The organism is Nitratireductor basaltis (genome assembly GCF_000733725.1).
Taxonomy (GTDB): domain Bacteria; phylum Pseudomonadota; class Alphaproteobacteria; order Rhizobiales; family Rhizobiaceae; genus Chelativorans; species Chelativorans basaltis.
Map to the genome: position 1 here is coordinate 2,051,640 of NZ_JMQM01000001.1, position 12,410 is coordinate 2,064,049.

General features: G+C 59.9%; 15 protein-coding genes. 4 read left to right on the forward strand and 11 right to left on the reverse strand.

Annotated elements, in window-relative coordinates; genetic code table 11:
- The first annotated feature begins 70 nt into the window (after positions 1-70).
- A complete protein-coding gene (gene msrB / locus EL18_RS09855) occupies positions 71-577 on the forward strand; it encodes a peptide-methionine (R)-S-oxide reductase MsrB (protein WP_036482393.1) in 507 nt (168 codons plus the stop codon).
- 73 nt (positions 578-650) lie between these two features.
- Here msrB and EL18_RS09860 read toward each other — a convergent pair whose 3' ends face one another.
- From EL18_RS09860 to EL18_RS09870, 3 genes are all read right to left on the reverse strand, one after another.
- Positions 651-1,289 carry a CatB-related O-acetyltransferase gene (locus EL18_RS09860; RefSeq protein WP_036482396.1) on the reverse strand — a complete coding sequence of 213 codons (639 nt, stop codon included), beginning with the start codon at positions 1,287-1,289 and terminating at the stop codon, positions 651-653.
- A 188-nt stretch (positions 1,290-1,477) separates the two neighbouring features.
- On the reverse strand, positions 1,478-2,098 hold the full coding sequence (gene yihA, locus EL18_RS09865; protein WP_036484486.1) for a ribosome biogenesis GTP-binding protein YihA/YsxC: 621 nt from the start codon (positions 2,096-2,098) through the stop codon (positions 1,478-1,480).
- A 164-nt stretch (positions 2,099-2,262) separates the two neighbouring features.
- Positions 2,263-3,282, reverse strand: coding sequence for an NAD-dependent epimerase/dehydratase family protein (locus EL18_RS09870; RefSeq protein WP_036482399.1), 1,020 nt, complete (start codon positions 3,280-3,282; stop codon positions 2,263-2,265).
- 61 nt (positions 3,283-3,343) lie between these two features.
- Here EL18_RS09870 and EL18_RS17320 point away from each other — a divergent pair, with 61 nt between their 5' ends.
- Both EL18_RS17320 and EL18_RS17325 read left to right on the forward strand, forming a co-directional pair.
- The gene (locus EL18_RS17320) at positions 3,344-3,937 is read left to right on the forward strand and encodes a TetR/AcrR family transcriptional regulator (protein WP_051913986.1); all 594 of its coding nucleotides are present in this window, start codon (positions 3,344-3,346) and stop codon (positions 3,935-3,937) included.
- Positions 3,938-4,035: 98 nt separating this feature from the next.
- On the forward strand, positions 4,036-4,758 hold the full coding sequence (locus EL18_RS17325; RefSeq protein WP_051913987.1) for a helix-turn-helix transcriptional regulator: 723 nt from the start codon (positions 4,036-4,038) through the stop codon (positions 4,756-4,758).
- Positions 4,759-4,827: 69 nt separating this feature from the next.
- Here EL18_RS17325 and yidC read toward each other — a convergent pair whose 3' ends face one another.
- The 8 genes from yidC to EL18_RS09920 all read right to left on the reverse strand — a co-directional run bounded on the left by yidC (position 4,828) and on the right by EL18_RS09920 (position 12,040).
- A complete protein-coding gene (gene yidC, locus EL18_RS09885) occupies positions 4,828-6,660 on the reverse strand; it encodes a membrane protein insertase YidC (RefSeq protein WP_036482402.1) in 1,833 nt (610 codons plus the stop codon).
- Positions 6,650-7,024, reverse strand: a complete 375-nt coding sequence (gene rnpA / locus EL18_RS09890; protein ID WP_036482404.1) for a ribonuclease P protein component — start codon at positions 7,022-7,024, stop codon at positions 6,650-6,652. Before rnpA ends, yidC begins: the two co-directional genes overlap by 11 nt.
- A gap of 23 nt (positions 7,025-7,047) precedes the next feature.
- Positions 7,048-7,182, reverse strand: a complete 135-nt coding sequence (gene rpmH, locus EL18_RS09895; RefSeq protein ID WP_036482406.1) for a 50S ribosomal protein L34 — start codon at positions 7,180-7,182, stop codon at positions 7,048-7,050.
- A 183-nt stretch (positions 7,183-7,365) separates the two neighbouring features.
- Entirely contained in the window at positions 7,366-7,998 is a 633-nt protein-coding gene (locus tag EL18_RS09900; protein WP_036482408.1) for an FMN-binding negative transcriptional regulator, read from the reverse strand.
- A gap of 110 nt (positions 7,999-8,108) precedes the next feature.
- Positions 8,109-9,041 carry a DUF937 domain-containing protein gene (locus EL18_RS09905; protein WP_036482410.1) on the reverse strand — a complete coding sequence of 311 codons (933 nt, stop codon included), beginning with the start codon at positions 9,039-9,041 and terminating at the stop codon, positions 8,109-8,111.
- Between the two features lie 128 nt (positions 9,042-9,169).
- Positions 9,170-10,543, reverse strand: a complete 1,374-nt coding sequence (locus EL18_RS09910) for a glutamate--cysteine ligase (protein ID WP_036482412.1) — start codon at positions 10,541-10,543, stop codon at positions 9,170-9,172.
- An 84-nt stretch (positions 10,544-10,627) separates the two neighbouring features.
- Entirely contained in the window at positions 10,628-11,368 is a 741-nt protein-coding gene (locus EL18_RS09915; protein WP_036482414.1) for a 16S rRNA (uracil(1498)-N(3))-methyltransferase, read from the reverse strand.
- A 30-nt stretch (positions 11,369-11,398) separates the two neighbouring features.
- Positions 11,399-12,040 (reverse strand): hypothetical protein, encoded by a 642-nt coding sequence (locus EL18_RS09920; protein WP_036484495.1) that lies wholly within the window; start codon positions 12,038-12,040, stop codon positions 11,399-11,401.
- Positions 12,041-12,253: 213 nt separating this feature from the next.
- On the opposite strand from EL18_RS09920, the gene EL18_RS17965 reads away from it, so the two are divergent.
- Positions 12,254-12,394 carry a hypothetical protein gene (locus EL18_RS17965; RefSeq protein ID WP_161781988.1) on the forward strand — a complete coding sequence of 47 codons (141 nt, stop codon included), beginning with the start codon at positions 12,254-12,256 and terminating at the stop codon, positions 12,392-12,394.
- Positions 12,395-12,410 lie beyond the last annotated feature (16 nt).

Consider the following 12,410-nt stretch of genomic DNA (forward strand, 5'->3'; position numbering starts at 1 on the left):
ACGGCGCCTTGATTTGCTCTTGTAAATCCACCGCCTTTAGTCTGCAGCCAAAGCAGTAAGGAGCCGCTTCATGACACGCCGGAAATTTCTTCTCGGATCAGCCGGAACCCTGGCAGCACTTGCAGCCGGTGGAACGGTCCTGCGCGACATGCTTGCTGCACCTGCGCGGGCAGCAGAAGGCGAGTTCGAGATTAGCAAGACACCGGAAGAATGGCGTTCGATCCTGACCAAGGAACAGTTTGCCGTCCTGCGCGAGGAAGCAACCGAGCGAGCCTTTACCAGCCCGCTCAATGACGAGAAGCGTGCCGGGCTCTATCATTGTGCAGGCTGTGACCTGCCGCTTTATTCTTCGGAAACGAAGTTCGATTCCGGCACCGGCTGGCCAAGCTTCTATGAAGCGCTGCCGAATGCCATCGGGACGAAGGAGGACAAGTCCTTCTTCATGACCCGCACCGAATGCCATTGCCGCCGCTGCGGCGGGCACCAGGGCCATATCTTCGACGATGGCCCGCCTCCCACGGGCAAGCGTCATTGCATCAATGGCGTGGCTTTGAAATTCGTACCCGAAGCCGCCTGACTTTCTCTCCAGTGCAATTGACCCGGACAGTATACCGTCCGGGTCTTTTTTTTGCCTGAAGCTGCATTCACCTTCAGACAGCCTGCTTCAGCTTGTCGATATCTCTCCCGCGGATGGCGTCCAGATTCCGCGTGATTTTCTCCTGCGGCCAGTTCCACCAGGCGATTTCTTGCAGACGCGCAACAGTCTCGTCGTCGAAACGCTGCCGGGTGATACGTGCGGGATTGCCGACCGCGATGCAGAAGGGTGGAATATCGCTCGCCACCACCGCATGCGCACCAATTATGGCACCATTGCCAATCGTCACGCCGGGCATGATGCGGGCCTGGGTTCCAATCCACACATCGTGCCCCACCACCGTATCGCCTCGCGAAGCGGCATTGTAGGCGGCAGGATCGAAGCCTGATTCCCATCCGTTGCCGAAAATATTGAAGGGATAGGTCGAGAACCCGTCCATCAGGTGGTTTGCGCTGCTCATGATGAATTGCACGCCATGGGCTATCGCAACGAAGCGGCCTATCACGAGCCGGTCGCCCAGAAACTCATAGTGATAGAGTATGTTGCGCTCCTCGAAGCGCTCCGCACCTTGCGGGTCGTCATAATAGGAGAAGTCGCCCACTTCGATATTCGGGCGCGTGATGAAGTTTTTCAGGAATACGGCGCGGGGGAAACCGGCCATGGGATAAAGGCAGGAAGGTTCGGGTCCGTGCATCGGAAACCTCCATGATCTTGTCGAAGGGATGAATATCGAGCGACTGCATCCGCCCTGCCTTTCTGGGGCATGGCCGCCGGACCTTGTGCGTGCCCCGGATGCATCTTGTCGGTCCCTTCTAGTGGATCATGTGCCTTCTCTCCTCTGCTTGCGGTATTTTAGCAAGGTTCTGCTTCCAGAACCACTGTTCAGCTCTGGATGGCCTGGATGATGTGGCCGCGCAGTTCGTCCAGCCCCTCGCCTTTCTCGGAAGACGTGGCGGTGAGCGCCGGGAAGGACGCCGGGCGCTTGGCGAGCTTTCTGGCAGTTTCCTCCTGCAGTTTTGCAACCGCAGGCGGCTTGATCTTGTCGGCCTTGGTCAGTACCACCTGATAAGACACGGCTGCCTTGTCGAGCAGGTCCATGACCTCCTCGTCGTTCTTCTTGATGCCGTGGCGGGAGTCGATCAGCAGATAGACGCGCTTGAGCGTCACGCGGCCGCGCAGATAATCGAAGACGAGCTTCGTCCAAGCATCAACCTGGCTCTTCGGCGCCTTGGCAAAGCCGTAGCCGGGCATGTCTACGATGGCCATCGGAGGTAGATCGCCAGGCTCACCGCTATAGCCATCGGGCACGAAGTAGTTCAGTTCCTGTGTGCGCCCCGGCGTGTTTGAGGTGCGTGCGAGCCCCTTCTTCGACACGAGCGCATTGATAAGCGACGACTTGCCAACATTGGAGCGGCCAGCAAATGCAATCTCCGGCGGGCCTTCCGGCGGCAGGAACTTCATGGATGGCACGCCTCGAATGAATATCCACGGGCGCGTGAACAGGCGCGCGTGAGGTCCGTCGGGCGTGCCTGCCTGAGAACTGCCTTCTGCCTTATCGCTTGCCACTGTCATCTCCGCTTCAACACTTCACAGACAGGCCATCGGGTCTGACGGCCTGATTGTCAACTCCGTGGGTGAAGAATGCCCAGGCGGCGCGCCGACATCGGTCAGACGAGCCTGTGCTCTATCAGGCTTTGGCCAAGCGCGCGCGTGGCTTCTTCGGCAGACAGGAATTCCCGCCCCAGAAGAGCCTGGGCGCGGCTGGCGTCTATCCTGCGCTCGATGCCAAGTTCGCCGAGATTGTCGCGGGTCTGCTTGTCGAAGCGCGAATACAGGCGAACCATCCAATCGGGCAATTCCCGTTTTGGCAGCTTGTCCGCATAGTCGGGAAAGGCGCTGCGCAAGGTATCGGACATGCGCAGGATGCTGAGATTTGCGCTGGAAACCGGATGTCGCTTTCCCCCTGCATCCGCCGCCCTCATCGCTTCGACATGTATCGCTGCCACGTCGCGGACATCGACACAGGGAATGTTCATCCGTGGTGCGCCCGGCAGCTTGCCCTTCATCAGACGCTGCACCAACAGGCCCGAGGTGCCCGGATCGTCGTCCAGAAGCGGGCCAAAGATGAGCGAGGGGTTCACGACAGCGAGATCACGTTCGCGCCCGGCTTCACGCATGATCTCCCAGGCGCGCTGTTCGGCGATGGTCTTCGATTGCACATATGCCGTTACGCCCGGACCATCCTCAGCGCTCCAGTCATCCGGCCCAAACAGCTTTTGACGATCCCCGGAGCCATACATGATGGCGGCCATGGACGATGTCAGCACCACGCGCTCCACCTTGGCCGCCAGGGCAGCACGCAAGGCGCGCTCCACGCCTTCGACAGCGGGTCGGATCAGTTCTTGAGGGTCCTTCGGCATATCCAGCACGAAAGGAGAGGCTACATGCTGTAGATAGCGGATGTCAGCCATTGCCTCTGACCATCCCTCGTCGCGCATCAAGTCCAGTTCGACAAATTCGAGCCTGGATATGTCTGCCCCGGCCCTGGCCAATACATCACGAACATGATCAGCCTTTTTCAGTGAGCGCATGCTGCCGCGCACGCGGTATCCGGCCTTCAGAAGCTGAAGTGCAACCTGGCCGCCAAGAAAACCGGTAACCCCGGTCACGAGTACTAGATCGGTCATGTCCAAGATCCTTGATTGAACGAATTATACGATTATCGTATGTCTCGTTCAGGAGATAGAGATGGAGCAATCAAGATCAAGTGACCGCAGCCTGCAAAAGCAGGCGCGCATTGTCGAGGCGGCACGCCACGTCTTTCTTCAGGACGGGTTTCGCGGTGCGCGAATGGAGAGGATTGCGCGCGAGGCAGGTGTCGCGAAGGCCACACTCTACAGCTACTATCCGGACAAGGACGCGGTATTTGCCACCGTCACGAAACATGTCGCAGGCGAGTTGGAGACGCAGTTCCACAAGGCTCTAGGCATAGGAGGAAAAGCCTGGGAGCGGATAGCCGCGGCAGTAGCGGCCAAACACAAGACGGCTCGCCGCCTGCTGCAGGTTTCGCCTCATGCGGACGAACTCTACAACAGCCGACCGGCGGGAGCAGCCGAGCATCTCCAGCGGCTGGAGGCGCTTGTCGAGCGCGAGGTCGTGCGCCTGCTTCGCGAAGAGGGACACCAGCAGCCTGTTCGCTTCGCCGCGATCTTTCTGGCTGCAGCCGAAGGCATAGCAGCGAAAGCCACGCAGCCGGAAGAAATAGGTCCGGCCCTGCGCCTGCTGGCCTCGCACCTGCTTGCCAGCCCGCAAATTCAGCCACCGCCATCGACGGAACGGTAAACTTCATGGATTATTCGTAGATGCTGGCTAAAATATCGGCACGGAAACAGGAGATCACCAGCACCGGCTCTTGCGCCGGATACGCGTGAAAGGGGCAAATGCTTCAGCAGAACTGTGAAGAATTTGCGTGGGAAATTTCCCAACTGAGAACACCGGATGACGTCTGGGACGCCAGCTGTGCCTACTTCGCCGAGCAGGGTTTCGACGGCGTGTTCTATGCGGACATCAACGGATGCTCGCAGAAGATCCGGACCAATATCGATGCATCATGGATGTCAGCCGACGATGATCCGAACTATGCGGCCCGCGATCCCTTCTTCCGACATGCGTGCAATGACGCCAGCGTAAAACCCACGGGCGCGTTGTTTCTGAGCGAGCATCCCTATCTCGATGATGAAGAGCGGCGGTTCATTTCGAATGCCGGCGACACGGGCCTTCGGGCTGGTCTTGCGCTACCGGTACGCGTGCGCGACCAGGCAGGCCTTTGCGGATGGAACATTCTTTCCAGCCACGGCCGCGCGCTTGTTGACCAGCATCGGCGGCATAGCCTCGCACAGCTTCGCTTCGCCGCCCTCTTCAGCCACACGCAGATGCAGCAGACAGCGGCAGCACCTGTCAGCGCAAGCCCGCTGACGGGCCGGGAGATGGAGTGTCTCCAGTGGCTGGCATGTGGCATGCGCACGAAGGAAATCGCTCGCAAGACCGAGCTCAGCCCCGCAACGGTGGAGTTTCACCTGCGCAATGCACGTTTCAAGCTGGGTGCCAGTACGCGCGAGCATGCCTTGGCACTCGCTCTGCGTGACGGCCACATCACCATCTGATCACCCCTGAACAAGAAAAAAGCCCCAGGCACGGCCCGAGGCTTTTTCTTGTTCAGCTTCAAACGAGCGTCACTCCGCCGGTTTCGGCTTTTTCTTGAACATGCCTGTCAGATTGTCCCAGAGCTCGATCTTGGCGCCCTGGCGCTTCATGATCACGCCCTGCTGGATGATCGAAAGCAGGTTGTTCCATGCCCAGTAGATGACCAGACCTGCCGGGAAGGTTGCCAGCATGAAGGTGAAGATCACCGGCATCCAGTTGAAGATCATGGCCTGCGTCGGATCCGGCGGCGTCGGGTTCATCCGCATCTGCAGGAACATGGTGATGCCCATGATAATCGGCCACACACCGATCAGCAGGAATGCCGGAACGTCATAGGGCAGCAGGCCGAACAGGTTGAACACAGAGGTCGGGTCCGGTGCGGAGAGGTCCTGGATCCAGCCGAAGAACGGCGCATGGCGCATTTCGATGGTGACATAGAGCACCTTGTAGAGCGCGAAGAAGACCGGGATCTGGATCAGGATCGGCCAGCAGCCGGCGACCGGATTGATCTTCTCCTTCTTGTAAAGCTCCATCATGGCCTGCTGCTGCTTCATCTTGTCATCCGCGTATTTCTCGCGGATTTCCATCATGGCAGGCTGGACCTTCTTCATGTTTGCCATGGATTTGTAGGACTTGTTGGCAAGCGGGAAGAAGATGAGCTTGACGACAACCGTCGTGGCGAGAATGGCCACACCGAAATTGCCCAGCAGCTTGAAGAGGAAGTCGATGAGATAGAACATCGGCTTGGTAATGAAGTAGAACCAGCCCCAGTCGATCATCAGCTCGAACTGGCGGATGTTCTTGTTGGCCTCGTACTGCTCGATGACATTCACTTCCTTCGCGCCAGCGAAGACCATTGTCTCGACAGTCGAGCTTGAACCGGGTGCGACCGAGATCGGATCGGACAGGAAGTCGGCTTGGTAGCGTGCGCGACCATCACCGAAATAGGAGTAACGCGGCTGGAAGCTGCGGCCGGCCTCGGGCACCATGGCCACCGCCCAGTATTTGTCGGTGATGCCGAGCCAACCGTCCTCGGACTTGCCAGGCGTGATCTGGCGCTCTTCCTCGGCTTCGGAATAATCGATCTCGCGCAGGCCGTCCTCGCCGGTCACGCCGACAAGGCCCTCATGCAGGATGTAGATACCGGAGGTCTCGGGCTCGCCGAAGCGCGTGGTTCGGCCATAAGACCGCAGCTCGACAGGTTCGCTGCCTGCATTTTGAATGCTGTCTGAGATCGTGAAGAGATAGTCGTCATCAACGGCGATCGTGCGACGGAAAGTGACATTGCTGTCATTCGTGTAGCTGAGAACCACCGGATTTCCGGGGGAGAGAACCGCGCCTTCCTCGACCTGCCACTGCGTGTCGGGACCCGGACCTGCGCTCGTGGACGAACCGACATAGCCCGTCTCGACATAGTAGCCGTTGTTCAGACGGCCCGGATTGAGCAGCGTCACGATGGGCGAGTCCTTCTTCGCCGTCACGCGGTAGTCCTTCAGGCGCAGATCGTCGATGCGGGCGCCGGTCAGGTTGATCGAACCAACCAGGCGTGGGGTATCGATCCTGACGCGCTGACCCTGCGCCAGGGCGTCATCACGAGAGGCAGGCGCGGCTGCCGCGCTGTCTGCACCCGGGATGGAAGCGGCATCGCTGCCGGTCTGTGCGTTCGGAATGTCGCTGCCGGTTGCAGCTCCCTCACCCGCCTGTCCGGCACTCTGGTCCGTGGTACCGGCAGATTGCTGCGCTTCGATCTGTGCAGCTTCGCGCTGCGCCTCGATGCGCGGGTTCATGTAGAACACCTGCCAGACCACGAGAATGAGGATCGACAGGGCGATCGTGATGAGGAAATTGCGATTATTGTCCATGAGGGGTCCTTGAGGGCTGCCGCTTCGCCCGCATGCGGCGGGACAGCTCATCTTTCAGCACGTCGAAAGCTACGCTCAAAATCTCGGGTCGCCCGACAACCACGTAATCGGTACCTGGTGCCATGTCCCGAACGGCGTGAAGCCGGGCGGCTTCGCGGATACGCCTGCGGATGCGATTGCGCTCAACCGCGTTGCCGCTCTTCTTCGTCACCGTAATGCCCAAACGTGGCGGGTCTTGGTCGCCCCGATCCAGCACTTCAAGAAGAAAAAGGCGGCCACGCCGCTTTTCGCCACGGCGTACCGCCAGAAACTCTGCGCGCTTTTTCAAGCGCGCGGGATGACCTGCGGGCGCCTGGCCAGTCAATGTCCCGGCCCCCGCGCGTCAGATTAGGCGGAAAGACGCTTGCGACCGCGTGCGCGGCGAGCGGCAATCACGCGGCGGCCGCCGGAAGTGGCCATGCGTGCACGGAAACCGTGACGGCGCTTGCGAACAAGCTTGGAGGGCTGATAAGTGCGCTTCATTTGTTTAAATACCGCGGAGTGCGGCCCTTCTTCATTCTGTCATTTATTGAACAGGAGCGTTTCAGCCACCGGCACGACGTTGCGCGCCAGCTCACAAGGCCGAACGTGCGGCGCTTATAGGGTCAGACGGGGCTTGAGTCAATCAAACTGCGCATGTGGCAAACTGGCTTGGACCGGCGGCGATCAAGCCCCATCAGCCATGATTGCATTGGCCAGCGCGCGCTCCCCCGGCAAATCGCTCTGGGATAGACCTTTGGCCACGCCCGCTCGATCCTCGACACTGCGATTCTGGCTCATCTTGTGCTTACCCTCGATGATCCGGATCGGCATGCGCAGCCCGATGATCCCGCGAAGCTGCCCCTTGATGAACTTCTCCGGCGCGTCGGAGACGCCCCATTCTTCAGCACGACCGGCTTCATGGTGGCGCGTCAGTCGGTCAACGACATTGTGCAGCCGCGCCTCATCCTCGAAGAACTCCACCGGCCCGCGGGCCTGAACGGTGGTGTAGTTCCAGGTGGGAACGACCTTTCCATGCGCCTGCTTGGAGGCATACCAGGAGGGCGTCACATAGGCATCGGGCCCCATGAATATCGCAAGCCCCTCGCATGTGGGCGCGTCCTGCCATTGCGGATTGGCCCGCGCGAGGTGGCCATAAAGCGTGCCGTAGGGCCCCTCCTGCGCATCAAGAAACAACGGAAGCGGGCTTGCGTGAATCCCCGCTTCGCCCATCGTGACGAGATTGGCCAAGCGCGCTGCGAGCATCCAGCCATGCAAAGTGCTCAGCTCTTCCTCGCGGAAGGCCGGAGGGCAATACATCATGGCGCAGTTCCTTCAAGTGCGGACACGCAACGGTTTAGCCGTTGCAGGCAAAGATGCCATGCACCAGAGGCCGGAAGCATCTGCACCAATGCCTTGCGCCAGTGACGTCAGCGCCTGTTCATGCCCTCCTTGAACTGCTCGAAGATGTTCTCCATACCGCGCTCATAGTCGCCGGAAGTGTCGCCTTTGGGCTTGCGGCCCGGCTCGAACATCTCGCCGAACAGATCGCCCCATGGATTTCCCGATGACTGTGGCTGAGATGGCTGCGGCGCTGCTGGTTCGGCGGTGGCGGGGCCGCTTTGCCCCTGGCGCACGAAATCATTGAAGATGTCGCCCAACGGGTTGTTGCCGCGCGGCGCCTGTTGCCTGGTCGCACTTTGATCGCTCTTTTGGCCACCACCCAAAAAATCCTCGAACATCTGGCCAAGCGGGTTGTCGCCGCCGCCGGAGGGTGCTGCGCGCCCTGCGGCACCACCGATCAGATCCTCCAGCATCTTCCCGAAGGGGTTGGACGAAGCGCTGCCGGATGGCGCGCTACCCGACTGCTGGTGGCGCATCACTTCCTTCATGATTTCGCCCAGCATTCCGCCGCTGCCCGAGGCGCGTGCCTGTGGCACCTGTCCCGCAGACTGCTTGAAGAGCCCGCCCATGATCATGGAGGCAAGGGCTGGCAGCATCTGCTTGAGAGTTGTCTGGTCAATTCCCGTGAATTGTGAAGCCTGCGCGGCAACAGCGCGGCTGACATCCTTGGAGCCAAAGAGGTGGCCGAGAATGCCGTTGCCCTCGCTGCGCCCCTCGGGCGAAGCCGCATAGCCTGCATCCTCGAAATATTGAGCGTGCTTGCCACTGGAGAGCGCCGCCAGAAACCCGCCCATGCCGCCCGGGTCTGATGCATTGCGCTTCAGCCCCTGGCTGAAAGCGGGAAGAAGCGCTTCCATCGCTTCCTCGGTCTTGTCGCGCGGCAGGTTGAACTGACGGGACAATTCATCAAGCGCGTGACCGTTCTGCGCGTTTTTCAGCAAGTCAAACAGTGGCAACATTACGTAATTCTCCTTCACGCGCCCCTAGACGGACGAACCTAAAGAGAAATTGTGACGGTTCCCAGAAGTTGTAGATTCTTCCACAAGGCAAGCCTTAACGGGAGGTTAACCGCTGCGGCTCTCGACCATCAATAGGCCTGCTCGAGGAAGATCGGCTCGATCGAGCCACCCCAGCGCGTGTGAAAGGCCTTGACCATCTCTTCCGCGCTGGTGGTTCCGCGGGCGACGACCTCGTCCAAGGGATCGAGAAAACCGGCCTCGTCATAGCCTTCCGAGTTGAGGTATGCGCGGGCATTAAGCCCGTCTCGCGCGATCTTCAGCACCTCACGCGCCACATCTCGCATCTCGTGATTGCCGACCGGGGTTTTCAAGGCCTGCTCGGGCACTGCGTCCCGCATGGCCTGAACATCCTCGAAACTCCATCCCGAAGTCAGGTCATCGGCGGCAGCTAGCGCGTTCTCGTCGTAGAGCAATCCGACCCAGAAAGCCGGCAGCGCACAGATGCGCCGCCAGGGACCGCCGTCGGCACCTCGCATCTCGATAAAGCGCTTCAGCCGCACATCGGGGAAAAGCGTGGACAGGTGATTGGCCCAATCGCCCATGGTGGGCACGCCATTGGTTACCTCGTTGCGAAGAGCGCCGTCCATGAACTGGCGGAAGGTGACATGCGTGCAGTCGTGGTAGCGTCCATCGCGGATGATGAAATACATCGGCACGTCGAGCGCCCACTCGACATAGTCGGCAAAGCCGAAATCCTCCGAGAATACAAAGGGCAGCAGGCCGGAGCGCTGGTTGTCCGTATCGCGCCAGATATCGCCACGCCAGGATTTCATGCCATTGACCTTGCCATCGGTGAATGGCGAATTGGCGAATAGCGCTGTCGACAGCGGTTGCAGCCTTTGCGCCACACGCATCTTGCGGCGCATGTCGGCCTCGGACGAGAAGTCGAGATTCACCTGGATGGTGCAGGTGCGATACATCATGTCGAGGCCCTTCGTGCCGACCTTCGGCATATAGGCGGTCATGATGTCGTAGCGCGATTTGGGCATCTTCGGCGTTTCGGCCAGCGTCCATTTGGGGCTGCCGCCAAGACCCAGGAAGCGGATGCCAAGCGGCTCGGCGATCTCGCGCAGCTGCGAGAGATGCACATTGCCTTCGCGACAGGTCTGGTGGATCGTTTCCAGTGGCGCGCCGGAAAGTTCGAACTGCCCGCCTGGCTCAAGCGAAATCGCGCCCTGGCCCGTGGGCTCGACAAGCCCGATGATGCGGCCGTCATCCATGATCGGATTCCAGCCGAGCGTCTTCTGCATGCCTTCCAGAAGGGCACGGATCCCGCGGGACCCCTCATAGGGGACCGGACGACTGCCATCGATATAGAAGGGAAACTTCTCGTGTTCGGTGCCGATACGCCACTTGTCGCGAGGTTTCGAGCCCTCTGCGAGATAAGCGACCAGCTGGTCAACATTTTCGATCTGCCGGTCGTCGGTCGTGTCGCGCGCCATTAATAACTACCTCCAGCCCGCTGGCTTCGCGCCTGCATGTCGAATGCCCGGGCCGCAATCAAGCAAAAAGTTTTGAGCCTTGGTTCAAGAATTCCAGTCGCCGATGACGGCCTGCACCAGCGCAAGTGCTGCCACTGCAGCCGTATCTGCCCGCAGGATGCGCGGCCCCAAGGGGATCGCCGTGACGTGATCGGCCGCATGCAGCATCTTGCGTTCGCTCTCGGAGAAACCGCCCTCCGGCCCCACAAGAAGCGCGGTTTTCCTGCCTTTGAGGCGTTCAAGCGCCGTGATGGGGTTGTTGTCGGGCGCGGCCTCGTCGCAAAAAATGAGCTGGCGGTTCTCGTCCCAGTTCTCCAGCATCTTCTCCAGCTTCACGGGTTCTTCAACATGCGGAACAGAGAGAATGCCGCACTGCTCTGCAGCCTCGATCACATTTGCCTGAAGACGGTCGATGCCAAGCTTCGGGACCTGCGTGTGCTGGGTGATGACCGGCAGCAACGTGCCCGCCCCCATCTCCACCGCCTTCTGCACGAGATAGTCCAAACGCCCTTTCTTGATGGGCGCAAAGCAATAGAGAAGGTCGCTCGGCGGCGTCTGCGGGCGGGTCTGTTCGACCAGCGCAATCTCGACCTTCTTCTTCGCAACCGCCTCGATGCGGCCACGCCATTCGCCGTCACGGCCGTTGAACAGCAGGATCTCGCCGCCTTCGCGCATGCGCAGGACATTGGCGACATAATGCGCCTGGTCGGTCGCAAGCAGCATCCGAGTGCCCTCGCCCAGATCCGATTCCACAAAAAGACGCTGCATCTTGTAATTCGCTCGCATGCTGCCTGCTTATACCGCCATGGCAGGGCGTCAAGTATGAGCTGTCGGATGCCAGACAGGTGCGAAACCTGCGCGCAGCGCCAGCAGAGTTGCCGGCGGGGTTATGAGAGGCAATGGGTCTGCGACATCCGAAAGCATGACATGATCGCCATAGCCTTGGAAGCTCCAGCCTAGGAGCAGGCTTCCGCGCTTGGCGTGAGGCCTGCCTGACCACTCGACCAAGGCTCCGTCCGGAAGATCTTCGGCCAAAACAGCGGCGCGCTCTGCATTCGGGGCAGAAATGCAGCGGCTGACGTGGAGGATGCCGTCCATCTTCGGTGCCGACATATGCTCTTCGCCCTGCCCGGCAGCGAATGCCCTGGCAAAGGATGAAGCTGCATCCCGCCTGCAATAGAAGCAGGGTCGATGGCCGGCAGCCAGCGCGCTCACCTCATCGAGGAAGAAAATCTCGGTCCACCCGGCCCTGCCGCTGCGCCCATTGAAGCCCATCACGTCGCGCCTGCGGTTCCTGAAGCTGCAGCTGCAGATGATCCAGGCCTGCGTGGTCCAGCGTCGCTTCAACAGCCGCCGCGTGTACGGATCATGAATGACACCGCGATTGCCGGTGAAGATGCCACGCGCTTCAACAGCATGGAGGACGCCATAGGGATCTGCACGATTTTGCAGCGGCACTGTTTCGTTCCCCGAAGTAATGCGTTGCGGCGAAGCCACAGGCGAAAAATTCATTGTTAATGAAGTCTAAAGGCTCTTGCACATTTGAAGAAACTCGCCTTATTGGCGCTTCACCGCAAGATTCACTAAACCATAACGTGAATTGAGCCTGCTGACGGAACAATTTCGTAACAAACGAATATTAGCTTCTGAAATCAAACAGTGAAAACCGAGATGAGCTTCATGCGTGCCACGATCATTTCCGCCATGTTCCTGACCGCCATGTTCGCAAGCGGTGCTGGCATCTATGCAGCCACTGCTTCGGATGTTTACGAGACCACCGACGGCTACGGAATTTCAAGCTTCCGCCGCTAGGAGCGAAGGCGGCCTC